The organism is Bradyrhizobium sp. USDA 10063, assembly GCF_054063735.1.
In genome coordinates this window covers 5,773,163-5,796,411 of the sequence record NZ_JBSSGP010000002.1, presented here as the reverse complement: position 1 = coordinate 5,796,411, position 23,249 = coordinate 5,773,163, and the positions used below count along the sequence as shown (strand labels likewise).

At 64.6% G+C, this 23,249-nt stretch carries 18 protein-coding genes, 1 tRNA gene, 1 pseudogene and 1 riboswitch; of the genes and pseudogenes, 13 read left to right on the top strand and 7 right to left on the bottom strand.

Annotated features, from left to right (window positions below; all coding sequences use genetic code 11):
• Nucleotides 1-74: 74 nt before the first annotated feature.
• Both ACVJGD_RS29550 and ACVJGD_RS29545 read right to left on the bottom strand, forming a co-directional pair.
• Nucleotides 75-584: a thermonuclease family protein gene (locus tag ACVJGD_RS29550; RefSeq protein ID WP_456640413.1), complete on the bottom strand. Its 510-nt coding sequence runs from the start codon at nt 582-584 to the stop codon at nt 75-77.
• Between the two features lie 176 nt (nt 585-760).
• On the bottom strand, nt 761-958 hold the full coding sequence (locus ACVJGD_RS29545; protein WP_456637530.1) for a DUF1674 domain-containing protein: 198 nt from the start codon (nt 956-958) through the stop codon (nt 761-763).
• Between the two features lie 184 nt (nt 959-1,142).
• Here ACVJGD_RS29545 and ACVJGD_RS29540 point away from each other — a divergent pair, with 184 nt between their 5' ends.
• The 3 genes from ACVJGD_RS29540 (at nt 1,143) to purH (ending at nt 6,115) form a co-directional block, all read left to right on the top strand.
• Nucleotides 1,143-2,489 carry an RsmB/NOP family class I SAM-dependent RNA methyltransferase gene (locus ACVJGD_RS29540; protein WP_456637529.1) on the top strand — a complete coding sequence of 449 codons (1,347 nt, stop codon included), beginning with the start codon at nt 1,143-1,145 and terminating at the stop codon, nt 2,487-2,489.
• A gap of 114 nt (nt 2,490-2,603) precedes the next feature.
• Complete coding sequence (locus ACVJGD_RS29535; protein WP_456637528.1) at nt 2,604-4,358, top strand: heparinase II/III family protein; 1,755 nt, start codon at nt 2,604-2,606, stop codon at nt 4,356-4,358.
• A gap of 59 nt (nt 4,359-4,417) precedes the next feature.
• A riboswitch (ZMP/ZTP riboswitch) is annotated at nt 4,418-4,499 on the top strand.
• A 23-nt stretch (nt 4,500-4,522) separates the two neighbouring features.
• Nucleotides 4,523-6,115: a bifunctional phosphoribosylaminoimidazolecarboxamide formyltransferase/IMP cyclohydrolase gene (gene purH, locus ACVJGD_RS29530; RefSeq protein ID WP_456637527.1), complete on the top strand. Its 1,593-nt coding sequence runs from the start codon at nt 4,523-4,525 to the stop codon at nt 6,113-6,115.
• A 178-nt stretch (nt 6,116-6,293) separates the two neighbouring features.
• On the opposite strand, the gene ACVJGD_RS29525 is transcribed toward purH, so the two are convergent.
• On the bottom strand, nt 6,294-7,679 hold the full coding sequence (locus ACVJGD_RS29525; protein ID WP_456637526.1) for an MFS transporter: 1,386 nt from the start codon (nt 7,677-7,679) through the stop codon (nt 6,294-6,296).
• A gap of 182 nt (nt 7,680-7,861) precedes the next feature.
• On the opposite strand from ACVJGD_RS29525, the gene ggt reads away from it, so the two are divergent.
• The 4 genes from ggt (at nt 7,862) to ACVJGD_RS29505 (ending at nt 13,616) form a co-directional block, all read left to right on the top strand.
• On the top strand, nt 7,862-9,544 hold the full coding sequence (gene ggt, locus ACVJGD_RS29520; protein ID WP_456640412.1) for a gamma-glutamyltransferase: 1,683 nt from the start codon (nt 7,862-7,864) through the stop codon (nt 9,542-9,544).
• 234 nt (nt 9,545-9,778) lie between these two features.
• Entirely contained in the window at nt 9,779-11,077 is a 1,299-nt protein-coding gene (locus tag ACVJGD_RS29515) for an MFS transporter (protein ID WP_456637525.1), read from the top strand.
• 222 nt (nt 11,078-11,299) lie between these two features.
• Nucleotides 11,300-12,196, top strand: a complete 897-nt coding sequence (locus ACVJGD_RS29510; RefSeq protein ID WP_456637524.1) for an SDR family oxidoreductase — start codon at nt 11,300-11,302, stop codon at nt 12,194-12,196.
• Between the two features lie 31 nt (nt 12,197-12,227).
• Nucleotides 12,228-13,616, top strand: coding sequence for a serine hydrolase domain-containing protein (locus tag ACVJGD_RS29505; protein WP_456637523.1), 1,389 nt, complete (start codon nt 12,228-12,230; stop codon nt 13,614-13,616).
• Between the two features lie 114 nt (nt 13,617-13,730).
• Here the strand turns inward: ACVJGD_RS29505 and ACVJGD_RS29500 are convergent, their stop codons facing one another.
• A complete protein-coding gene (locus ACVJGD_RS29500) occupies nt 13,731-14,396 on the bottom strand; it encodes a glutathione S-transferase (RefSeq protein ID WP_456637522.1) in 666 nt (221 codons plus the stop codon).
• A 156-nt stretch (nt 14,397-14,552) separates the two neighbouring features.
• Between ACVJGD_RS29500 and ACVJGD_RS29495 the strand changes: the two genes are divergently transcribed.
• The 3 genes from ACVJGD_RS29495 to panE all read left to right on the top strand — a co-directional run bounded on the left by ACVJGD_RS29495 (nt 14,553) and on the right by panE (nt 17,804).
• Nucleotides 14,553-15,131 (top strand): DUF2239 family protein, encoded by a 579-nt coding sequence (locus ACVJGD_RS29495; RefSeq protein WP_456637521.1) that lies wholly within the window; start codon nt 14,553-14,555, stop codon nt 15,129-15,131.
• 214 nt (nt 15,132-15,345) lie between these two features.
• The gene (locus ACVJGD_RS29490; RefSeq protein ID WP_456637520.1) at nt 15,346-16,695 is read left to right on the top strand and encodes an MATE family efflux transporter; all 1,350 of its coding nucleotides are present in this window, start codon (nt 15,346-15,348) and stop codon (nt 16,693-16,695) included.
• A gap of 185 nt (nt 16,696-16,880) precedes the next feature.
• Entirely contained in the window at nt 16,881-17,804 is a 924-nt protein-coding gene (panE, locus tag ACVJGD_RS29485; protein ID WP_456637519.1) for a 2-dehydropantoate 2-reductase, read from the top strand.
• A gap of 181 nt (nt 17,805-17,985) precedes the next feature.
• On the opposite strand, the gene ACVJGD_RS29480 is transcribed toward panE, so the two are convergent.
• Nucleotides 17,986-18,576: a c-type cytochrome gene (locus ACVJGD_RS29480; RefSeq protein ID WP_456637518.1), complete on the bottom strand. Its 591-nt coding sequence runs from the start codon at nt 18,574-18,576 to the stop codon at nt 17,986-17,988.
• Between the two features lie 185 nt (nt 18,577-18,761).
• A pseudogene (locus tag ACVJGD_RS29475) lies at nt 18,762-20,040 on the bottom strand (PQQ-dependent sugar dehydrogenase).
• A 292-nt stretch (nt 20,041-20,332) separates the two neighbouring features.
• Here ACVJGD_RS29475 and ACVJGD_RS29470 point away from each other — a divergent pair.
• On the top strand, nt 20,333-20,569 hold the full coding sequence (locus tag ACVJGD_RS29470) for a hypothetical protein (RefSeq protein ID WP_456637517.1): 237 nt from the start codon (nt 20,333-20,335) through the stop codon (nt 20,567-20,569).
• Nucleotides 20,570-20,895: 326 nt separating this feature from the next.
• On the opposite strand, the gene ACVJGD_RS29465 is transcribed toward ACVJGD_RS29470, so the two are convergent.
• Nucleotides 20,896-20,970 (bottom strand) — tRNA-Gly (locus ACVJGD_RS29465).
• A gap of 419 nt (nt 20,971-21,389) precedes the next feature.
• Here ACVJGD_RS29465 and trxA point away from each other — a divergent pair.
• Nucleotides 21,390-22,310 carry a thioredoxin gene (gene trxA / locus ACVJGD_RS29460; RefSeq protein ID WP_456637516.1) on the top strand — a complete coding sequence of 307 codons (921 nt, stop codon included), beginning with the start codon at nt 21,390-21,392 and terminating at the stop codon, nt 22,308-22,310.
• A gap of 149 nt (nt 22,311-22,459) precedes the next feature.
• Nucleotides 22,460-23,134: an LON peptidase substrate-binding domain-containing protein gene (locus tag ACVJGD_RS29455; RefSeq protein ID WP_456637515.1), complete on the top strand. Its 675-nt coding sequence runs from the start codon at nt 22,460-22,462 to the stop codon at nt 23,132-23,134.
• Nucleotides 23,135-23,249: the final 115 nt, after the last annotated feature.

Genomic DNA, 23,249 nt, shown 5'->3' with positions numbered 1-23,249 from the left:
CAACCTGATCGCGATTGCACTAAGCTGATCGAAGCTCGCGAATAAACAAGAGCCGCGCCGCTGCGCGGCTTTTTTCATTGCCAGAAGCGCCGGCTCCTCGCGCACCAGCCAAAACGGTGGCCGCCATTGTAGCTGCGCACATGGCCTGCCGCCAGCAGTGCCGCCGACACGTTGTCGGTGCGCCTGGTCGCGACGTCGGCGACGACGCGTCCCTGATATTTGTCCGGACCGATATTGTAGATCACAACGCCGCCCTGGCCGAGAAGGCTGCGCAAGGCATTGGTCGCAGCCTCGGCCCTTTCCAATTCCTCCTGGCATGAGGCCTTCAACTCCGGCGCATCGATGCCGCGCAAGCGGACGTGGGTCATGAGATCGCGTCCCTGCTCCAGATGCACGCGCGCCTCGAACGTGTCGCCGTCGATCGTCCTGATAACGTCGACCGTGCGGCGGACATCTGGCGTGCCGCCGCGCTGCCAGATCACGTCGACATCCTGCACGCGGCCACTCACCCAATGCGGGAGCTGCCAAGGCACCCATTGCCGGATCGGCAGCATCGCGCCGAGCGCAATACCGACCACGAACACCCACGGCAAGGCAGCCGAAAACCGACGGCCAAATGGAGAGCGACGAAACGATGGCCGATATGGGGTGATTCGCTCGCGGGAAAGCATTGCTCCACGCTAGGGCATGATCCGGAAAAGTGAAATGAGATCATTCCAAATCGAAATCGAGTCGGATGAACCGACAACAGATTGACGAGTCAGAAGTCCGACGTGATGCCTTTGCTCTCCCAATCGCCGTAGCGCGTCGGTTCCGGTCCCTTCGGTCCCTGAACCTCCTTCTGCATCGGCCGGGCGCTTGCTTCCGCGGCCTTCCGTCGCGCTTCGGCTTCGGCGAGCGCGCGTTGCGCCGCCGGCGTCAACGGCTTGCGTTCCGGCGGCGACGCATGCTCGGTCATGATACGGCCTTCCTGCAACAGATTTTATATCGCGGACATCCGCAAACCTTTGGCATCACGATCACGAAATTAGAAGACCGATTCTTACATTTGGCATATTCGCATGCCAGAGCTGTCCTCCCTTCCCCAAGATGGCATGAGCCGAGGCGCTATCCGCTTTCCCCGACTGAGATATTCCTGCTCCATGCCCCCTTCAAGATTTGCAGCGTCGATCGAAGTGCCCGGCCTCGCGGCGCGACGGATCGCAGCCGATATTCTGGACGGCGTCCTGCACAAGCATCGCACGCTCGACGACCAGCTCGACGGCACCGGCGCTCATCCGGGCCTGAAGACGCTTGCCGATCGCGATCGCGCGCTGATGCGTCGCTTGGTGTCGACGATCCTGCGCCGGCTCGGAACCCTCGGCCATCTCTTGTCGCGCCTGCTCGACCGCGGCATCCCGACCGACGCGCCGCGCGCGCAGAGCGCGCTCCTGATCGGCGCCGCGCAGATCCTGTGGATGGATGTGCCCGATCACGCCGCGGTCGATCTGTCGGTGCGGCTCGTGCAGTCGGATCGGCGCGCCGCGAAATATGCGGGCCTCGTCAATGCCGTGCTGCGCCGCTGCGCGCGCGAGGGCCATGCGCTGGTCGACGAGGTCAAGACACAGACGCTGGATCTTCCGCATTGGCTGCTCGCGCGCTGGACCGCCCATTACGGCGAAGCCACCGCGCGCGAAATGGCGCTTGCCATCGCCAACGAGCCTTCGCTCGACCTCACGGTGAAATCCGATCCCGCGCAATGGGCGAGCCGGCTGCACGGCGAGACATTGCCGACGGGAACCGTGCGCACGCTGTTGCACGGCTCGGTGACCATGCTGCCGGGCTTCCCCGAAGGGCAATGGTGGGTGCAAGACGCCGCCGCGGCACTTCCGGCGCGGCTGTTCGGTGACATCAAGGGCAAGCGGATCGCCGATCTCTGCGCTGCGCCCGGCGGCAAGACCGCGCAGCTCGCCTATGCCGGCGCGCAGGTGACCGCCGTCGATCGCTCGCCGGCGCGGATGGCACGGCTGCGCGACAACCTCGCGCGGCTTGGGCTCGAAGCCGAGTGCATCGTTGCCGACGCCGTGGAGTGGCCGGGTGATGGCGGCGGCTTCGACGGCGTCCTGCTCGACGCGCCCTGCACCTCGACCGGCACCATCCGCCGCCATCCGGATGTGGCCTGGCTGCGGCAGGAGGCCGAGATCGCGACGCTGGCCGCGCTGCAGAAGCGGCTGCTGCAAAAGGCGGTCACGCTGCTCAAGTCAGGCGGAACGCTGGTCTACTGCACCTGCTCGCTGGAACCGGAGGAGGGCGAGCAACCCATCGCGGCGCTGCTGGGTAGCGAATCAGGCCTGCGCCGCGTGCCGATCAGCCCAAGCGAGGTCGCCGGCCTCTCCGAGCTTGTCACTGCCGACGGCGACTTGCGCACGCTGCCCTGCCATCTGCCCCATGCCGATGCCAGGCTGGGCGGATTGGACGGATTCTACGCCGCGCGGCTGGTTAAATCCTGATTTCATTGGATTTTCGTTCCCGCACCTGATTCGCGCCGTTTCAAGATGGTGTCTTGGCGGCGTTTCCGGATTAAAAGGATTCGCCAGAATCCCTTCTCCCCTCAAAGGTTAGGCGTGTCCGTCGCCCAACGCAGACGCATCTCGACGCTGATCGCTGGCCGCTTCGCGCGCAGCGTGGTCGCGCGCGCCAGCGGCGGAACCGTCGCGCTGTCGCGATTGTGGCCCGGCCGCACCGACCGCCTGATCATCGCCCCGCACGACCTGCGCACGGCGGACGCCACCCGCGCCGCGGAAATCTATGCCGGCCGCTTTGTGTTTGCCGGCAAGATCGTGACCTGCCACGGCCGCTCGATCTTCGATCTCGAACCGCCCTCGGACGATTGGGAAGCGGCCCTGCTCGGCTTCGGCTGGCTGCGCCATCTGCGCGTCGCCGATACCGCGCTGACCCGGGCCAATGCGCGTTCCCTGATCGACGACTGGATGTCGAACGCGTCCCGCAGGCGGCCGCTGGAGCGTCGCGCCGACGTGCGGGCGCGCCGCGTCATCTCGCTGTTGTCGCAGGCGCCGCTGGTGCTCAGCGATACCGACGGGAAATTCTACCGGAAATATCTGCGCGGGCTGGGGCGCGAGATCCGCTATTTGCGCTACGGCATGTTCGATGTCGTCGATGGCGTGCCGCGGCTGCAGGTGCTGATCGCGCTGTGCTACGCCTCGCTCTGCCTCGCCAACCAGGCCCGCTACATCCGCACGACGACGCGGCGGCTGTCCGACGAATTGCAGCGGCAGATCCTGCCCGATGGCGGCCACATCTCGCGCAATCCCGGCGCACTGGTGGAATTGCTCAGCGACATGCTGCCGCTGCGCCAGACCTTCGCCGCCCGAAACATCGCCCCGCCGCCGGCGCTGCTCAACGCCATCGACCGCATGATGCCGATGCTGCGCTTCTTCCGCCATGGCGACGGCAGCTTCGCGCTGTTCAACGGCATGAGCACCGCGCCCTCCGACCTTGTCGCGACGCTGCTGGCCTATGACGACGCCCACGGCTCGCCGATGGCGAGCATGCCGCATACCGGCTATCAGCGGCTCGATGCCGGCAACATGACCGTGATCGTCGATACCGGCCCGCCGCCACCGCCCAGCGTCAGCCAGGATGCCCATGCCGGATGTCTCTCATTCGAGCTTTCATCCGGACCGAGCCGGATCGTGGTCAATTGCGGCATGCCGACCACCGGTCGCGACAATTGGCGGCCGTTCGCGCGCTCGACGGCGGCGCATTCGACATTGACGTATCACGACACCTCGTCCTGCCAGTTCGTCGAGATGTCGGCGATGAAGCGCCTGCTCAAGGGCGCGCCGATCACCAGCGGTCCGAGCAATGTCGAGAGCTATCGCGAGGCGGTCAGCAATGGCGATGTGCTGACCACCTCGCATGACGGCTATCTCTCGCGCTTTGGCGTCATCCACCACCGCGTGCTGATGGCCGCCCATGACGGCTCCAGGCTCGACGGCGAGGACACGCTGTCGCCACCGCCCGGCGGCCGCATCCGGGGCCACGACAGCGAGTATGCCTTGCGGTTTCACCTGCACCCCTCGGTGAAGGCGAGCCGGCTTTCCGACGCCCGCGGCGTGATGCTGGTGCTGCCGAACCGCGATGTCTGGACCTTCGAGGCCGTCGACGACAAGGTCGATCTCGAGGACAGCGTGTTCCTCGCCGGCAATGACGGCCCGCGCCGGACCTCCCAGATCGTGATCCGGCAGGACGCAAGGCAGGTCTCGACCATCCGCTGGAGCTTCGTCCGCTCAGCCACCTCGGCAGCCCAGACCACTGCCCGCCGCAACGCCCGCCGCGAGCCGGAACTGCCGCTGTAGACGCGCGCTGTTCAGATCTATTGGGCCGTTGTGAAGATCGTCGAAAGCTGCTAACGACCACTCGCTCGCGCGACTGGCGACCTTGGATGGAGCACCATCGGGAAGCGCGGGATATATCTGCCGCGCGCCTGGGCATAGGTACTCCCTAACAGAGGATCTTGCCCATGACTGACACGACCCGCCGCATCACCCGCGCCCTCCTTTCCGTTTCCGACAAGACCGGCCTGATCGAGTTCGCCCGCGCGCTCGCCGTCCATGGCGTCGAGCTCGTCTCCACCGGCGGCACTGCCAAGGCGATCGCTGCGGCCGGGCTGAACGTGAAAGACGTCTCCGAGCTGACCGGTTTCCCTGAAATGATGGACGGCCGGGTGAAGACGCTACACCCCAAGGTGCATGGCGGCCTGCTCGCGATCCGCGACAACAAGGAGCACGCGGCGGCGATGCAGGCCCACGGCATCGCGCCGATCGACCTGCTCGTGGTCAATCTCTATCCATTCGAGGCGACCGTCGAGAAGGGCGCAGGCTTCGAGGAGTGCATCGAGAACATCGACATCGGCGGCCCCGCGATGATCCGCGCCGCGGCGAAGAATCACGACGACGTCGCCGTCATCGTCGAGGCGCAGGATTATCAGGCGGTGCTCGACGAGCTCGCGGCCAACAAGGGCGCGACCACGCTCGCGCTCCGCCGTCGCCTCGCCGCGAAGGCCTATGCCCGCACCGCGGCCTATGATGCGGCGATCTCGAACTGGTTCGCGAAGGAGCTGAAGACCGAGGCGCCGGACTTCCGTGCCTTCGGCGGCAAGCTGATCCAGAAACTGCGCTATGGCGAGAACCCGCACCAGAGCGCCGCCTTCTACGCGACGCCGGAGAAGCGTCCCGGCGTTGCCACCGCGCGGCAGGTACAGGGCAAGGAACTGTCCTACAACAACATCAACGACACCGACGCGGCCTATGAATGCATCGGCGAGTTCGACGCCAAGCGCACCGCCGCCTGCGTCATCGTCAAGCACGCCAATCCGTGCGGCGTCGCCGAAGGCGCCGATCTCGTCAGCGCCTATCGCAAGGCGCTGGCCTGCGATTCGACGTCCGCCTTCGGCGGTATCGTCGCCGTCAACCGCACGCTCGATGCGGACGCTGCGCGCGCGATCACCGAGATCTTCACCGAAGTCATCATCGCACCCGACGCGACCGATGAAGCGATCAAGATCGTCGCGGCGAAGAAGAACCTCCGTCTCCTGCTCGCCGGCGGCCTCCCCGATCCGCGGGCCGCTGGCCTCACCGCCAAGACCGTCGCCGGCGGGCTGTTGGTGCAGAGCCGCGATAATGCCGTGGTCGACGACATGGCGCTGAAGGTGGTGACCAGGCGCGCGCCGTCGGATGCCGAGCTGCGCGATCTCAAATTCGCCTTCCGCGTGGCAAAGCACGTGAAGTCGAACACAATCATCTACGCCAAGGATCTCGCCACCGTCGGCATCGGCGCCGGCCAGATGAGCCGGGTCGATTCCGCCCGCATCGCCGCGCGCAAGGCGCAGGACGCCGCCGCCGAGTTGAAGCTCGCCGAGCCGCTGACCAAGGGTTCGGTCGTCGCCTCCGATGCCTTCTTCCCCTTCGCCGACGGCATGCTCGCCTGCATCGAAGCCGGCGCCACCGCGGTGATCCAGCCCGGCGGCTCCGTGCGCGACGATGAAGTGATCAAGGCCGCCGACGAGCACGGCATCGCCATGGTGTTCACCGGCGTCAGGCATTTCCGGCATTGAGCGGTTAAGCGTAGCCCGGATTACGCTGCACTCCATCCACGCTACACACTGTCGTCCCGGCCTTGAGCCGGGACCCATACCGCGTGATGTATCTTTTGTGCGCTGAGGCCAGTTGCCGCTTCACCAACTCAGGCCGGTGGTTATGGGTCCCGGCTCAAGGCCGGGACGACAGCGGGGCTTAGTCGCGCACCCGCGTGATCAGCGCCAGCCCCGCCAGGAAGAACAGCACCAGCACCGCCATGCCGGCCTTCTGGCTCGCGGTTGCCGCGGTGATCGCGCCGATCAATAGCGGGCCGATGAAGGACGTCACCTTGCCGGTCAGCGCGAACAATCCGAAATACTGCGCGATGCGGTCCTTCGGCGCGAGATGAATCAGCAGCGTGCGCGAGGCTGCCTGCAGCGGCCCGCCGGCGGCGCCGATCAAACAGCCGAGCACGAGATAGGCGCGCTCGGCCGCGCCCGAAAACAGCGCGCCGCCGGGCTCGGGTGGCGCGACCTGCACGAACAGAATCGAATCCTTGTCGACCAGAAGAATCGCCGTGATCGCGAACAGGAGGATCACGAGGCTGCCGGCGATCACGCGCTTCGGCCCCAGGAGATCGTCGAGCTTGCCCCCGAGCCAGGCGCCGAACACGCCGGCAATCGCCAGGATGATGCCGAACGTGCCGATCTGGATCGTGCGCCAGCCGAAGGTGCCGGCAGCATAGATGCCGCCGAACGCGAACAGCGACACCAGGCCGTCGGCATAGATCATGTTGGCGAGCAGGAAGGTCGCGACCGATTTCCGCTTCGGCAGTTCGCCGAGCGTTTGCTTCAGCTCACGCAAACCCTCGCGCAGCGCCTGCCGCACCGGCCGCTTTGCCGGATAGTCCGGCGTGAACAGAAACAGCGGCATCACGAACAGGATGAACCAGAGGCCGGTCAACGGTCCGGTGATGCGGTCGCCCGCATGCGAGGCGGGATCGAGCCCGAACAGCGGCTTGAAACCGAGCAGCGTGCGCCCGCTATCGGGGCTCGCCGCGAGGAAGCCGAGCACGAGGAACAGGCTGAGCACGCCGCCGACATAGCCGGTGGCCCAGCCCGTTCCCGAGAGCCGCCCGATCCTGTTCGGCGGCACCAAGGTCGGCATCATCGCATTGTTGAAGACGGTGGCGAATTCCGCGCCGACAGAGGCGAGTGCATAAGCGAACAGAAGCGGCAGGATGATGCTGGCGTCGCCAGGCCGGCCGATCCACATCAGCGAGGAACCGAGCACGAGCAGCGCGCCGAAACCGGCGATCCACGGCTTGCGGCGGCCGCTGGCGTCCGCGATGGCGCCGAGCACCGGCGACAGCAGCGCGATCGCAAGCCCCGCGGCAGCGGTGGCAAAGCCCCACATCGCCTGGCCGCTCGCCGGATCGGGCGCGACGAAGCCCGCAAAATAGGGCGCGAAGACGAAGGTCGTGATCAGCGTGAAATAGGGCTGCGCGGCCCAGTCGAAAAAGATCCAACTGACGACGGCGGCTCGACTTGGATATTGCTTCGGCAACTCCGCGTTGCCTGCACCGCTGATCGCCATGTCCATGCGAAAATCGTCCTGCCCAATCACAAACAGGCGCTTTGCCTGTCGGCCTCAAATCCCTATAGCATGCGGCGCTTACGCGAGCCCTTCACTTCGGCTCCAACCGCGGCGAAATATTGATGGCAGCTTCCCCAAACGATTGGCGCAGAATTGTCGCGGCCGTCGTGCTCGTGGTCTTCACGATCATGCCGGCGGCCGCGCAGGAGCAGCGCCGCTTCTACACGCCACCGGCCGCCGACACTGTGCACGGCGTCGCCGCCGAACATGGCATGGTGGTGGCGCAGGAAAAACTCGCAGCCCGCGTCGGCGCAGACGTCTTGCGACAGGGCGGCAATGCCGTGGATGCGGCGGTCGCAACCGGCTTTGCCATGGCGGTCACCTATCCGCGCGCCGGTAATATTGGCGGCGGCGGTTTCATGGTGATCCACCAGGCCGATCGCATTGAGGGTATTGCGATCGACTATCGCGAGACCGCCCCTGGCGCCATTACCCGCGACATTTTCCTGAATGCCGAGGGCAAGCCCGATCCCGACAAGTCGCGCAATTCCGCGCTCGGCATCGGCGTGCCTGGCACCGTCGCCGGTCTCGCGCTGGCGCTCGAGAAATATGGCTCCGGGAAATTCACACTGGCGCAGATCATCAAACCCGCGATCGATCTCGCGCGCGACGGATTTCCCGTTGCGGATGACATCGCGGACACGTTGCCGGATATGTATCGCCGCATGTCACGCTGGCCGAACTCGACCAGGACATTTTCCCGCTTGGATGGTTCGCCGCTGCATGAAGGCGACACGCTGATCCAGAACGACCTCGCAACCACGCTCACTGCGATCGCCGAACAGGGCCCGCGCGGCTTCTACGAGGGGCCGGTCGCGGAAAAACTGGTCAACGCCGTGCGCGACGCCGGCGGCATCCTGGCGCCGGATGATCTGAAATCCTATCAGCCCGTGATCCGCACGCCGGTGCGCGGCAACTATCGCGGCTATGACATCATCTCGATGCCGTTGCCGTCCTCGGGCGGCATCGTACTGCTGGAGATCCTGAACATCCTCGAGGGTTTCCAGATGTCCGACATGAGGCAGGGTTCTGCCGCTTCGCTCCACGTCATGATCGAAGCCATGAAGCGCGCCTATGCCGATCGCGCCCGCTATCTCGGCGATCCCGCCTTCATCAACGCGCCGACGGTCGCCCTGCTCGCCAAGGATTATGCCGCCAGGCAGCGCGCCACCATCGACCTTACGCGCGCCACGCCGTGGGCCGAGGCGGCCGCGATGCCGCCGCAGCGCGAAGGCTCCAACACCACGCATTATTCCGTGGTCGACGAGAGCGGCAATGCGGTCAGCAACACCTACACGCTGAACTTCCCCTATGGCGTCGGCCTCGTCGCCGAGGGCACCGGCGTGCTGCTCAACAACGAGCTCGACGATTTCACCGCTGCGCCCGGCGCTTCCAACGCGTTCGGCCTGGTCGGCTTCGAGGCCAATCTGCCGGGTCCGGGAAAACGGCCGCTATCGTCGATGTCGCCGACCATCGTGCTGAGGAACGGCAAGCCGGTGCTGGTGACGGGCTCGCCCGGCGGCAGCCGCATCATCTCCGCCGTGACGCAGGTGATCGTCGATGTCATCGACTACAAGATGAACATCGCCGCCGCTGTCGCCGCCCCGCGCGTGCATCATCAATGGCTGCCGGATGAAGTGCGGATCGAGAAGGGATTCTCCGACGACGTGCTGGCCGAGCTCCGCGCCAAAGGCCACAAGATCGTCGAGCCGCTCGGCTATTCCTCCGCCAACTCGATCCTGGTGACGTCGAACGGTCCGCTCGGCGCCCCCGATCCCCGCACCCGCGGCGCCGAGGCGGCGGGGTATTGACAAGCCGGGCCGTACGCTCTCTCCCCGTCATTGCGAGCGAAGCGAAGCAATCCATCTCTCCACAAGCGGCGGCATAGATTGCTTCGCTTCGCTCGCAATGACGCGGAAAGCGGGAGGATCGGTATAGCCCGATAGACGCGCATTTGCGGAACCATTGCGATAAATTTACCTTTCCCGCGAACCCGCCGCGTGCGATAGGCGCGGCCAATAAGAAACTCCCGGAGAACCTCACGCATGACGACATCGGATCCATCGAAGGCGATGGAAATCGCTGAAATCCACGACACCAGCCTGCTCGCCTTCTATCGCGACATGAATCTGCAGGAGCGGCGCACCTTCTGGGCCTGCGCCTCGGGCTGGGCGCTCGACGGCATGGATTTCATGATCTATCCGCTCGTGATCGGCACCATCATCACGCTGTGGAAGGTTGATGCCGGCACCGCGGGCCTTGCGGGTACGGTGACACTGCTCTCTTCCGCCGTCGGTGGCTGGCTCGGCGGCTACCTTGCCGACCGCATCGGTCGCGTGAGGACGCTGCAACTCACCATTCTCTGGTTCTCGTTCTTCTCGCTGATCTGCGCGATCGCGCAGAACTTCGACCAGCTCCTGATCGCGCGGGCAATTCTGGGCCTCGGCTTCGGCGGCGAATGGGCGGCGGGCGCAGTGCTGATGGGTGAAGCGATCCGGCCGCAATATCGCGGACGCGCGGTCGGCTCGGTGCAATCGGGCTGGGCCGTCGGTTGGGGTCTCGCAGTGCTCGCGCAGGCGGTGCTGTTCTCGATCATGCCCGCTGAGATCGCGTGGCGCTGGATGTTCGTGATCGGCGCGCTGCCGGCGCTCCTGGTGTTCTATCTGCGCCGCTATGTCACCGAGCCGGAGATCGCAGCGGCGACGCGCGTGAAGCAGCAGGCCGAGGGCGACCGGCCGTCGCTGTGGGAGATCTTCCACGGACCGATCCTGAAGACGACCATCCTGGCGTCGCTGGCGGCGACAGGCTGCCAGGGCGGCTACTACGCCATCACCTTCTGGGTCCCTCGCTTCCTCACCACCGAGCGCCACCTTTCGATCGTCACCTCGACCGGCTATCTCGCCGCGTTGATCATCGGCTCCTTCATCGGTTATCTCGTCGGCGCCTGGCTCGCCGATCGCATCGGCCGTCGGAACCTGTTCCTGACTTTCTCGCTCGGCGCCATCGCGGTCGTGCTGGTCTATACGCAAGTGGAGATCAGCAACGAGTTGCTGTGGGTGCTGGGCTTTCCGCTCGGCTTCTTCGCGTCGGGCTATTTCTCCGGCATGGGCGCGTTCCTGACCGAGCTCTACCCGACACGGCTGCGCGGCTCCGGCCAGGGTTTCTGCTATAATTTCGGCCGCGGCATCGGCGCGCTGTTCCCGTATCTCGTCGGCGCGCTTTCGACCACGACCTCGCTCGCCAACGCGATCGCGATCTTCGCCGTCGCCGCCTATGCTGTATTCTTCCTGGCCGCCTACGCGCTGCCGGAGACGCGCGGACGTGTGCTGCATGCAGATGGCTGAATCATGATGAGATCAAGTTGTGCCGCGACGGAGCTGCGCTCCCTCTCCCGCTTGCGGGAGAGGGCTGAGGTGGGGGTATCTCCACAATTGACGCTCTCTAAGTGGAGAGAGCCCCACCTGGCGCTGCGCGCCGACCTCCCCCGCAAGCGGGAGAGGTGCACTGAGTTCGCGGCGACAGCGAGCCAACCAAATGGTATCTCACACTAGGACCGGAGGTTTGCCATGACGTCGCTGAAGGGCAAGACGCTGTTCATCATGGGTGCGAGCCGCGGCATCGGGCTTGCGATCGCACTGCGGGCGGCACGCGATGGCGCCAATGTCGCAATCGCCGCCAAGACCACCGAGCCGCATCCGAAGCTGAAAGGCACGATCTACACCGCCGCCGACGAGATCCTCGCCGCCGGCGGCAACGCTTTGCCTGTTGTCTGCGATATCAGGGACGAAGCCCAGGTGATCGAGGCGATCGACAGGACCGTCGCCGAATTCGGCGGCATCGACATCTGCGTCAACAATGCCAGCGCGATCAGCCTGACCAACTCGCAGGCCACCGACATGAAGCGGTTCGACCTCATGATGGGCATCAATACGCGCGGCACCTTCATGGTGTCGAAATATTGCATCCCGCACCTGCGGAAGACGGCAAACCCGCACATCCTGATGCTGTCGCCGCCACCAGACATGAAGGCAAAATGGTTCGAGCACTCCACCGCCTACACCATGGCGAAATACGGGATGAGCATGTGCGTGCTGGGGCTGTCAGGCGAATTGCGATCGGCCGGCGTCGCCGTCAACGCGCTGTGGCCGCGCACGACGATCGCCACCGCCGCGGTCGGCAACCTCCTCGGCGGCGATGCCATGATGCGCGCGAGCCGCACGCCCGAGATCATGGGCGATGCCGCCCACGTCATCCTGACCAAGCCGGCGCGCGAATTCACCGGGCAGTTCTGCATCGACGACAGGGTGCTCTATGACAGCGGCGTGCGCGATTTCGAGCGCTACCGCGTCGACCCGAAGGTCGCGCTGATGTCGGATTTCTTCGTCCCCGACGACGACGTGCCGCCGCCCGGCGTCACCGTACAGCCGTTGCCCTCCGTTGGCGGAGCGCAGAAGTCACGGTAGAAACCACCGCAGCTTCAGCGCGGAGGAATTTGTGGGCTGGCAGAAATGGATCGCGGCAGCAATTGCGTTCGCCGCCGCGGTGGCGGTTGCCGTCTATTTCCGGCCTGACCGCGCCATCCGTGTCGCGACCGGTCTGGTGGCACACAATGTCTGTTCCAAGGTGTTCGTCTCCGGCCTCGATCCGGAAACGGTGTTTTCGGAAACGATCGAGCGTGCCGGCATCCGCAGACTGCGTCCGGTGCTCCGCTTTGCGCTCGATCGCACGGGCAAGACGGTCGATGCGTCGGCGGCGGGATGGCTGACAAGCCGCGCCGCCTTTCACGATGGGTTCGGATGCGTGCTGCTGCACGGCCCGAAGGCGCCTTATCTGCTCAAGAGCGATATCGACGCGCTGAAGGTGACAAAAGCGCCGCCATTGCTCGAAGAGATCGCAGGCCCCGAACTTGTCGAGCCCTCGGACCCGGCGCTGCAAGCGGCACTCGATCATGCCTTCGAGGAACCGGCCGAGCCACCGTTCCGGCGCACCAAGGCGGTGGTGATCGTCCATAACGGCAAGGTGATCGCCGAGCGCTATGCAAAAGGCATCGGCGTCGACACGCCGCTGGTTGGTTTTTCCATGACCAAATCGGTGATCAATGCGTTGATCGGAATCCTGACGCAACAAGGCCTGGTCACGCCGTCGATGCCGGCCCCGATTCCGGAATGGCGCGGCAGGAATGATCCGCGTCGCGAGATCGAGGTCGAGCACCTCATGCGCATGACCAGCGGGCTGGCGCTGGACGAGACCAATTCAGGCTTCGATCCCTCGAGCCAGATGGTCTATCTGCGCGATGACATGGCCGGCTTTGCGGTGAAGGCTCCCCTGATCGCGCCGCCCGGCGCACGCTGGCACTATTCGAGCCCGTCGACGCAACTCTTGGCGCGGATCATTCGCGATGCCGTCGGTGGTCCCGAACAGACGCTCGCCTTCGCCTGGCGCGAATTGTTCAACCCGCTCGGCATGCGCAGCGTCACGCTGGAATTCGACGGCAGCGGCACACTGCAGGGCACCGCCTACATGCTGGCGAGCGCGCGGGACTGGGCGCGTTTCGGGCTGCTCTATCTCAATGACGGCGTGGTCGGCGGCAAGCGGCTGTTGCACGAAGACTGGGTGGACTTTTCCGCCGCCGCGACCCTGACGACCGATTATGGTGCGGGCTTCTGGACCAACCGCAGCGAACATCGAAATGCCAAGGCCCGTATCGCGCTCGGGATTCCTCGCGACGCCTTCTTTGCCTCGGGCGATCTCGGCCAGCGCATCGTCATCATGCCGACGCAGCATCTCGTCGTGGTGCGCCTCGGCGACAGCGTCGATCCGACCGGCGACATGCGCGGATTGGCGCGGCTGGTGAAAGAGGTGATCGCGGCGGTGGAGCGGTGACGGCCACGATTCCCGTCATTGCGAGGAGCGAAAGCGACGAAGCAATCCATGTCTCCGCGCGTGGAAGCATGGATTGCTTCGCTTCGCTCGCAATGACGGTGGTGGGCGTGCCGCCTACCGCCCCACCTGATACGGCCCGCCTCTCTCCAGCGCGCGGGCATAGGCGGGGCGGGCGTGAATGCGTTCGAGGTACGCCATGCATCTGGGGTGGCCCTCCTCCAGCCCGGCGCGCGCGGAGGCGGCTTCCAGCGGAAAGCTCATCTGGATGTCGGCCGCGCTGAACTCGTTGCCCGCGAACCATTGGCTTTTGCCGAGCTCCGCTTCCCAGAATTCCATGTGCTGCTTGAGCTGCGGATTGACCAGCGCCGTCAGCACCTGGTTGGAGACCTTGCGTACCAGCGGCCGCAGCAGCGCGGGCGCGCGCTTCGGCATCATCGTGAACAGGAGTTTCAGCAGCAGCGGTGGCATCGCCGAGCCTTCGGCATAGTGCAGCCAATAGGTGTAGCGCAGCCGCTCCGGCGTCTCCGGCGGCGGGATCAGGCGTCCCTTGCCGTAAGTGCCGAGGATGTATTCGGCGATCGCGCCCGATTCGGCGATGGTGTTGCCGTTGTCGGTGATGACGGGTGACTTGCCGAGCGGATGCACAGCCAGCAACTCCTTCGGCGCGCGCATATCGGGCCCACGCTGATAGCGCACGATCTCATAGGGCACGCCGAGCTCTTCCAGCAGCCACAGGACCCGTTGCGAGCGCGAATTGTTGAGGTGATGAACGGTCAGCACGGCGTCCCCCGAAATGCAAAGAACCAAGCGTTCCCTATCAGGCAATCGCGGGATTCGCGATCAGGCCGAGGAGCCAAATTATTTACCCGGGTGATATTGACACCTGAATTATACCCGGGTATTAATATCCGGGCGCGAGTCAGTCGGATATCTCAAATGAATCAGACATTTACAGCCTTCGAAGGCTTACACCGCCTCGCCTCCGGACCTCTGGCCGAGGTCGCACTGGCGGTCAAGCGGGCTGGCCAAACCGCCGAGCCGATCGCGATCTTCTGCGACCGGACCGGCCGCGCCGTCGATCTCGACCTTCGCGGCAGCGACGATGAGATCCTGGCAAGGCTGCCGACATCAGCACCACCAAGCGAAACGCCGGAATTGCCGAGCGAGCCGCGCGGCCGTGGCCGGCCCAAGCTCGGAGTGGTCGCGCGCGAAGTGACGTTGCTGCCGCGCCATTGGGAATGGCTCAACGTGCAGCCAGGCGGCGCTTCGGTCGCGCTGCGCAAGCTTGTGGACGAGGCCCGGCGCGTAAGCGGCGACCGCGACCGTCAGCGCGCCGCACGCGATGCCGCCTATCACTTCATGTCGGCGATAGCAGGCAATCTGCCGAAATTCGAGGAGGCCTCGCGCGCGCTGTTCGCCGACGACCGCCGCCGCTTTGTCGGCGAGATCGCCGACTGGCCGCCCGACATTCGCGACCACGTCGTCAAGCTCGCCTACAGCGACCACGCGGATTAGCGGGTGGTGGAGCTAAGCCACGATGGAGGTGCTCTCCCTCTCCCGCTTGCGGGGGAGGGCGGGGTGGGGGTTTCTCCGCGAGTCGGATCGTTCTTTTATGTGGAGAGAGCCCCCACCCGGCGCTTACGCGCCGACCTCCCCCGCAAGCGGGAGACGTGAAAGCCGCGGCTCGACCGATTCAGACAATTACCATTCGCTTCAACAGGAATGCCTCATGTCCAAGCCGCCGCCGCTCTGGAGGACCTTTCTCGCCTTCCTGCTGCCGATGATGCTGAGCAACATCCTGCAGGCGCTGTTCGGCACCATCAACAACATCTATCTCGGACAGATGATCGGGGTCGACGCGCTCGCCGCCGTCTCGGTGTTCTTTCCGGTGATGTTCTTCCTGATCGCCTTCGCGATGGGTCTGAGCTCGGGCGCGACGGTGCTGGTCGGCCAGGCCTTTGGCGCCGGCGAACCTGACAAGGTCAAGGCAGTCGCTGGCACGACGTTGACGATCGCGCTCTTGCTGTCGCTTGGAATCGCGCTGTTCGGATTGTTGTTCACGCGTGAGCTCCTGGTCGCGCTCGCCACGCCAGTGGATATCCTCGATGCCGCGACGTCCTACGCGCGGACCATGATGATCACGATGCCGCTCACCTTCGCCTTCATCCTGGCCACGGCGATGCTACGCGGCGTCGGCGACACGCTCACGCCGCTGGTCGCGCTTGCGATTTCCACCGTCATCGGCCTCGTGGTCACGCCGGCGCTGATCCGCGGCTGGCTCGGCCTGCCGCATCTCGGCGTCGCCAGCGCCGCCTGGGCCTCGGCGGTATCGAGCCTGCTGACGCTGGTGTGGCTCAATCTCCACCTCCGCCGGCGACGTCATGCGCTGGCTTTCGATGCCGCGTTCCTGCGCGCGATGCGCCCGGACGGCACGCTGCTTCGGATCGTGTTGCGGCTTGGCATTCCCGCCGCGCTCGGCATGATGGTGATGTCGCTCGCCGAACTCGTGCTGCTCGGGCTGGTGAACGGCTTCGGCTCCAATGCCACGGCGGCCTATGGCGCGGTCAACCAGATCTTGAGCTATACGCAGTTTCCCGCGCTCTCGATCGCGATCTCGGTCTCGATCTTTGGCGCCCAGGCGATCGGCCGCGGCGATACCGGCCAGGTCGGCGCCATCGTCGGCACCGGACTGAAGATGAACGTGATCCTGACCGGCGGACTGGTCACGCTCGGTTATCTGTTCTCCCGCACGCTGATGGGATTTTTCATCACCGACCCCGCCGTGCTCGAGCTCGCGCAGGGACTGCTGCACATCGTGCTGTGGAGCTCGGTCCTGTTCGGGATGTCGACGGTGTTTTCGGGGGCGATGCGCGCCGGCGGCACGGTCTGGATGCCGCTCCTGATCTCCGCCCTCGCGATCACGCTGGTCGAGATACCGTCCGCCGTCATCCTCAGCCGCCTGATCGGCATCGAGGGGGTATGGATCGCCTATCCGATCACCTTCTGCACCATGTTCCTGCTGCAGATGGGCTATTACATGCTGGTCTGGCGGAAGCAGACGGTTCAGCGTTTGATTTGACTGGAAAGGCGGATCATCACAGTATGATGATGATCATCATATTGTAGACGCGCCGCGCGGATCGCGCCACAATAGGGCCAAGGAGAAAACCCGAAGGGCAGGGAGGTCGCCTCCCTGTTTGCCAAAACCGTTGGCCTGTCCAGCTTTCAAGCAACAACTTTCAAGCAACAACAAGGAATCATCCCATGCGCGTTCTCGTCGTCGGCGCCGGTGCGATCGGCGGATATTTCGGTGGCCGGCTGCTGCAGGCGGGTCGCGATGTTACATTCCTGGTCCGCCCCAGGCGCGCATCCGAACTCGCGACCGCAGGCCTCGTGATCAAGAGCCCGAACGGCGACGTGACGCTGAAGAACCCGCCGACCGTCCAGGCGGACAGGTTGAACGAGAAATTCGACGTCGTGCTCTTGAGCTGCAAGGCATTCGACCTGGAGGACGCCATCAAATCGTTCGCGCCGGCGGTCGGCCCGAACACCGTCATCATCCCGCTGCTCAACGGCATGCTGCACCTGAGCGCGCTCGACAAGACATTCGGCGCTAGCCACGTGCTCGGCGGCCTCTGCGCCATTGCGGCGACGCTGAATGAAGCGCGCGAGGTGGTGCAGCTTCAGCCGATGCAGTCGCTGACCTTCGGCGAGCGCGACGGCAGGATGTCGGACCGCGTGCGCGCGATCGCGGAGGTGTTTTCCGCCATCAATGGCGCAACCGCCAGCGACCAGGTGATGCAGGACATGTGGGAGAAATGGTTCTTCCTGGCCTCGCTCGCGGCTTCCACCAGCCTGATGCGCACCTCCGTCGGCAACATCCTGGCCGCGCCTGGCGGCAAGGACTTCCTGCTTGGTATGCTGGACGAGTGCAGCGAGGTCGCAACCGCCGAAGGCTATGCGCCGAGTAGACCCTACTTCGAGCGCGTCAAGGGCATGCTGACCACCGCAGGTTCACCGATGACCGCCTCGATGTTCCGCGACATCAAGGCCGGCCTGCCGGTCGAAGCCGATCATGTGATCGGCGATCTCGTCGCCCGCGCCGATGCCGCCAAGATTCCGGTGCCGAAGCTGCGCACGGCGTATACGCATCTCAAGGCGTATGAATTGCAGCGGGTTAGCACCTAGACCTCGCCCCTCGCCGTCGTCCCGTCGAAAGACGGGACCCATAAACACAGGAAGGCGTGGTGGCGCGCGCAAGCTGTTGCCGCGGAGCACATCATCAGCGCCTGTGGTTATGGTCCCGGGTCCCGGCTTCGCCAAGAGGCTTCGCCGCGGCGCGCAAGCCCGGACGACAGCGGAGCGCAGATCAGAGATGCGCGAGATAGTGCGCGAGGGCGGTGATCTCTTCATCGCTCAGGGGATAGGCGACATCGGCCATCGCGGCCATGCCGCCGCCGGAGCGCGCGCTGGACTTGTAGTCGTGCAGCGCCTTGACGAGATATTCCTCGCGCTGGCCGGCGATGCGCGCCACCGCCTTGGTGCCGGCATAATTGTCGGTATGGCATGACGCGCAGCGGCGGCCGGCGGCGGCCTGCTTGCCCTTCTCCGACAGATCAGGATCGTCGTCCTTCGGGCCCTTCGGCGGCGTCAGCGAGGAGAAATAGGCGCCGAGATTGCGGATGTCGTCATTGTTGAGCTGCTCGACGATCGGCTGCATCTGCTCGTTCTTGCGGGTGCCGGCGCGGAAGAACACGAGCTGCCACTGGATGAACTGATCCGGCTGGCCGGCAAGCGAGGGGATGTTCTCGGTCTGCGAAATGCCGTTGTCGCCATGGCAGGCGACGCACATCTCAGCCTTCTCCTTGCCGGCGGCGACGTCGGCCGCGCGGGCGGGAGTGACGGCCGCAGTCAAGAGTGCCAGTCCACCAAATACGTACGAGACGAACAGTCGGCGCATCAGTCAGACTCCACTCCATCGCTGTCGTCATTCCGGGGCGCGACGACGTCGCGAGCCCGGAATCCATAATCCCCGCCCGTGGTTATGGGTTCCGGACTTGCGCTGCGCGCAATCCGGAACGACAGATTTCAAAAACAAGAGGCTGCGGCACCGTCAGGCTGCCGCAGCCTCCATTCGTTATCGGCTCACTTCTTGCTGTAGCTGATGCGATAGATCGCACCGGCCCAGTCGTCGGCGACGAGGATCGAGCCGTCCTTGTCGAGGATGATGTCGGCGGGGCGGCCGAGATAGCCCTGGTCGCCTTCGATCCAGCCGGACGCCAGCACTTCCTGCTTGGCGTTCTTGCCGTCAGGACCGACGATCACGCGCACGATCCGCCCGCCCTGGTACTTGTGCCTGTTCCACGAGCCATGCTCGGCGATCAGGATGTTGTTCTTGTACTCGGGTGGGAATTGATTGCCGGTGTAGAACTTCATGCCGAGCGGGGCGACATGGGCCCCTAAGTTGAGCACGGGCGGCGTGAACTCCGAGCATTTGTGCCCCATCGCGAATTTCGGATCGGGCATGTCACCCTGGTGGCAATAGGGATAGCCGAAATGCTCGCCGATCTTGGTGATCATGTTGAGCTTGTCGCTCGGCAGATCGTCGCTGACCCAGTCGCGCGCGTTCTCGGTGAACCAGTAGCGGCCGGTGCGCGGATCGACATCGCCGCCGACGCTGTTGCGCACACCCGAGCGCCCAGATTTCAGCGTTGCCGGTCTTAGGATCGACGCGGCGGATCTGCGAGAGGCTGGTCGGGGGGATGCCGATGTTGAAAGGCGGTCCGAACGGAATGTAGAACCAGCCGTCCTTGTCAACAGCGATATATTTCCAGCCATGCGCGGCATAGGAGGGCATGTCGTCATAGACCACCTTGCCCTGGCCGAGATTGTCGAGATTGGCTTCGGCATTGTCGTAGCGGATCAGCTTGTCGACAGCGATCACGTAGAGCGCGCCGTCGCGGAAGGCGAGACCGGTGGGCATGTTCAGCCCCTTGAGGATGGTCTTCACCTCTTTCTTGCCGTTGTTGTCCTTGATCGCATAGACATTGCCGAGCCCGAACGAGCCGACGAACAGCGTGCCCTTGTCGCCCCAGGCCATCTGCCGCGCGGCGAGCACGTTCGACGCATAGACCTCGATCTTGAAGCCCTGTGGCAGCTTGATCTTCTTGATCAGCGCCGCGAGCTCGGAGTCGGATGCGCCGGTCGGCGGTCCCGATGGCGGCGCGAGGCCCTTTTGCGCTTCGGTCTCGTCGCCCAGGAACCAGTCATCCGGTGGATGGGTCCAGAATTCCTTGGTGCCGGATTCATATTTCTTCAGCGCTCTGCCCTTGTCCTGCTGCTGTTGCGCATTGGCAAAGCCAGTCCCCGCCACGAGGGCGATGGCGGCAAGCGCAAGAATGGAACGATTGAAAACCGATTGCATCGCGTTACTCCCCTTATCCAGCCGGGCGGCTGGCTCTTTATGATTCTAACGAGACGATCGTAGCGGCCTGCGAGAGATAGGCCAGACCCGGAAAATGTTAGCACATCTCCTGCGCCAGAGAAGTGCAGGCGATGAACGCATGCATTCGCGCAAGGTCAAGACAAGTTGAAAGAAGCTGATTGAAGCTTGCCGGCGGCCTCGCGTTGCGCTGCAGCGCTTGCAAGCGCGTTATATTCGACCGGGGTGGACGCTGGCCCTCGCCGATGCGCAGGTCGCATGCTATATTCTTGGGATGACGACGAAGAGCCTCCAGGACATCTTAGAGCGCGCGGAGAAGTGGCCCGAGACCGCGCAGGCGGAGCTTGCCGAGATTGCCCGCGAAATCGACGCGGAGATCAGCGGACGCGCTTACGCAGCCACGCCGGCCGAGCTCCGGGGAATTGACCGTGGGCTCAAGGATGCGCGCGAAGGGCGCTTCGCCACAAGCGAGCAGATCGAAGAATTGTTCGATAAGCACAAGCCGGCATGAAGGTCGTCTACACCAACGAGGCCCGCGAAAACCTTGCTGCAATTCTCGAGTACACCGCCACCCACTATCCCCAAGCCTATGACGGTCTTCGGAGCAGGCTCCAGTCGGTCGTTGCCCGCATCGCCCGTGGCCCGATAGCGCTCAGGAAGTCATGGGACGGCCGGGTGTGCGGGCTGTGCCCCTGATCCGCTATCCTTACCGCGTGTTCTATCGAAATACGGGTCAGGCGATCGAAATCCTGCACATCCATCACGCCGCACGGGACGAGCCGCGAAGCACCTGAGGTGTCTTCGATGGAAAGTCAGTTCGGCGGGGACGGGAAAATTTGGAGCGGGCGAAGGGGCTCGAACCCTCGACCCCGACCTTGGCAAGGTCGTGCTCTACCACTGAGCTACACCCGCGTCCTGATGGCGGCGATCGCTCGCCGGCAACGGCAGAGCTATGCCAAAAGCGGACCGTGAATGCAACAGGTCCGAAGGTGGCGAAATCGCCTGATTTGATCGGAAATGGGGAGGAAAGGGCCAAAAGCGACGCGGCCAGCGGCGATTTGTTCGCGGCACGGCGCGTTTTTCGCCTCGGAACCCGCTTTTCCGACCCCAGGCCGTGGGCCGATTCGGCTCGGGCGGCCTGTGCAAACTCCGGCCGCATTTCGTCGCGACCCCGACTTGCCGGCTGCCGAAGGCGGGCCGGGCGCTGCGGCGGAACGGGAAGGCCGTTCGCCGATTGAAATTTGGCGTCAAACCGCCATTTAGCTGACGGGTGTTCAGTTCCGGCCGTGCTAGAACAGGCGCCAATTTTCGAGACATCAGGCGAGGATATCGTGACGATAGTTGAGCAGGGCGGCGGTCCGGCGCCGCAGGCAGGCGATCTGATCAAGGAAACGACCACCCAGACGTTCGTCAAGGATGTCATCGAGGAGTCGAAGCGCCAACCGGTGCTGATCGATTTCTGGGCGCCCTGGTGCGGACCCTGCCGCCAGCTCACCCCGATTCTGGAAAAGGTGGTGAGCAACGCCAAGGGCCGGGTCAAGCTGGTCAAGATGAACATCGACGAGCATCCGTCGATCCCCGGTCAGATGGGCATCCAGTCGATCCCGGCCGTGATCGCCTTCGTCAACGGCCAGCCGGCCGACGGCTTCATGGGTGCGATCCCTGAGAGCCAGGTCAACGCCTTCATCGAGCGCCTGACGAAGGGCGTCCCGGCCGCGGGCGAGCCGAATATTGCCGATATCCTGAAGGAAGCCGACGCCGTGCTCGCCGAAGGCGACGCCGCGGCCGCGGCGCAGATCTATGCCGAGGTGCTCGGGATCGACGCCACTAATATCGCCGCGCTCGCCGGTCTCGCCAAATGCTACGTCACGACCGGCGCGATCGACCAGGCCAAGCAGACGCTCGGCATGGTGCCGGAGTCCAAGCGCAACGACCCGGCCGTGAAGGCGGTGCAGGCCGCGATCGATCTCGCCGAACAGGCGCAGTCAGTCGGTCCGATCACCGAATTGGAACAGAAAGTCGCCGCCAACCCGCTCGATCATCAGGCGCGGTTCGATCTTGCGACCGCGCTGAACGCGATGGGCGAGCGCGGCGAGGCGACCAACCAGCTCCTGGAGATCGTCAGGCGCGACCGCAAGTGGAACGACGACGGCGCACGCAAGCAGCTCGTCCAGTTCTTCGAAGCGTGGGGCGGGGCGGATGAAGCGACCGTCGAGGGACGAAAGCGGCTCTCGACGATCCTGTTCTCCTAGAGCATGATCCGGACCCGAAGGGCCGCGTAGCGAAAAGTGGAAACCGGTTTTCCGAAATGATCATGCTCAAACAAAAAGATGGGGCTATGATCCGATTTCGTTCAATCGGATCATAATCCAGTAGTGCGCGCATAACACCGGGGCCGCAGATGCCGATCAATGCCGAATATCGGGGCCCGGCCGAGCTTCCCGAGGTGATCCCGGTCTTTCCGCTTGCTGGCGCGCTGCTATTGCCGCGCGGCCAGATGCCGCTCAACATCTTCGAGCCGCGCTATCTCGCGATGGTCGACGACTCCTTCCGCGACGGCCATCGGCTGATCGGCATGATCCAGCCCGACGGGACGCATTCGCACAATGAGGAGAAGCCGGTGCTGTTTCGCGTCGGCTGCGTCGGCCGCATCACCCAGCTCGCCGAATCCGGCGACGGCCGCTACATCCTCGAACTCACCGGGGTCTCGCGCTTCAAGGTGGTCGAGGAGCTCAGCGTGCTGACCCCGTACCGCCAGTGCAAGGTCGATTTCTTCTCCTTCGCCGCAGATTTCGTCGCACGCAAGGGCGAGGAGGATGTCGACCGCGAAGCGCTGCTCGCTGTGCTGACAGACTTCCTCAAGGCCAATAATCTCAAGGTCGACTGGGCCGGCATCGAAGCCGCGCCCAACGAGGCGCTGGTCAACGCGCTCGCGATGATGTCGCCCTATGGCCCGGCGGAAAAGCAGGCGATGCTGGAAGCGCCCGACCTCAAGACCCGCGCCGAAATCCTGATCGCGGTGACCGAGATGGATCTCGCCAAGAAGCGCACCAGCGGCGATCCGCCGCTGCAGTGATTCTCGCTCGCCCGTCCCGTCATTCTCCCCGTCCGTCATTCCGGGGCAACGCGCAGCGTTGAGCCCGGAATCCATCGTGCCGCATGCGCTGGCGGAGAAATGGATTCCAGGCTCG

Excerpts from the sequence above, each read along its gene's own strand:
- ACVJGD_RS29545 (WP_456637530.1), bottom strand. The coding sequence starts at position 958 with ATGACCGAGCATGCGTCGCCGCCGGAACGCAAGCCGTTGACGCCGGCG.
- ACVJGD_RS29540 (WP_456637529.1), top strand. The coding sequence starts at position 1,143 with ATGCCCCCTTCAAGATTTGCAGCGTCGATCGAAGTGCCCGGCCTCGCG.
- purH (WP_456637527.1), top strand. The coding sequence starts at position 4,523 with ATGACTGACACGACCCGCCGCATCACCCGCGCCCTCCTTTCCGTTTCC.
- ACVJGD_RS29525 (WP_456637526.1), bottom strand. The coding sequence starts at position 7,679 with ATGGACATGGCGATCAGCGGTGCAGGCAACGCGGAGTTGCCGAAGCAA.
- ggt (WP_456640412.1), top strand. The coding sequence starts at position 7,862 with ATGCCGGCGGCCGCGCAGGAGCAGCGCCGCTTCTACACGCCACCGGCC.
- ACVJGD_RS29515 (WP_456637525.1), top strand. The coding sequence starts at position 9,779 with ATGACGACATCGGATCCATCGAAGGCGATGGAAATCGCTGAAATCCAC.
- ACVJGD_RS29510 (WP_456637524.1), top strand. The coding sequence starts at position 11,300 with ATGACGTCGCTGAAGGGCAAGACGCTGTTCATCATGGGTGCGAGCCGC.
- ACVJGD_RS29495 (WP_456637521.1), top strand. The coding sequence starts at position 14,553 with ATGAATCAGACATTTACAGCCTTCGAAGGCTTACACCGCCTCGCCTCC.
- ACVJGD_RS29490 (WP_456637520.1), top strand. The coding sequence starts at position 15,346 with ATGTCCAAGCCGCCGCCGCTCTGGAGGACCTTTCTCGCCTTCCTGCTG.
- panE (WP_456637519.1), top strand. The coding sequence starts at position 16,881 with ATGCGCGTTCTCGTCGTCGGCGCCGGTGCGATCGGCGGATATTTCGGT.
- ACVJGD_RS29480 (WP_456637518.1), bottom strand. The coding sequence starts at position 18,576 with ATGCGCCGACTGTTCGTCTCGTACGTATTTGGTGGACTGGCACTCTTG.
- ACVJGD_RS29470 (WP_456637517.1), top strand. The coding sequence starts at position 20,333 with ATGACGACGAAGAGCCTCCAGGACATCTTAGAGCGCGCGGAGAAGTGG.
- ACVJGD_RS29455 (WP_456637515.1), top strand. The coding sequence starts at position 22,460 with ATGCCGATCAATGCCGAATATCGGGGCCCGGCCGAGCTTCCCGAGGTG.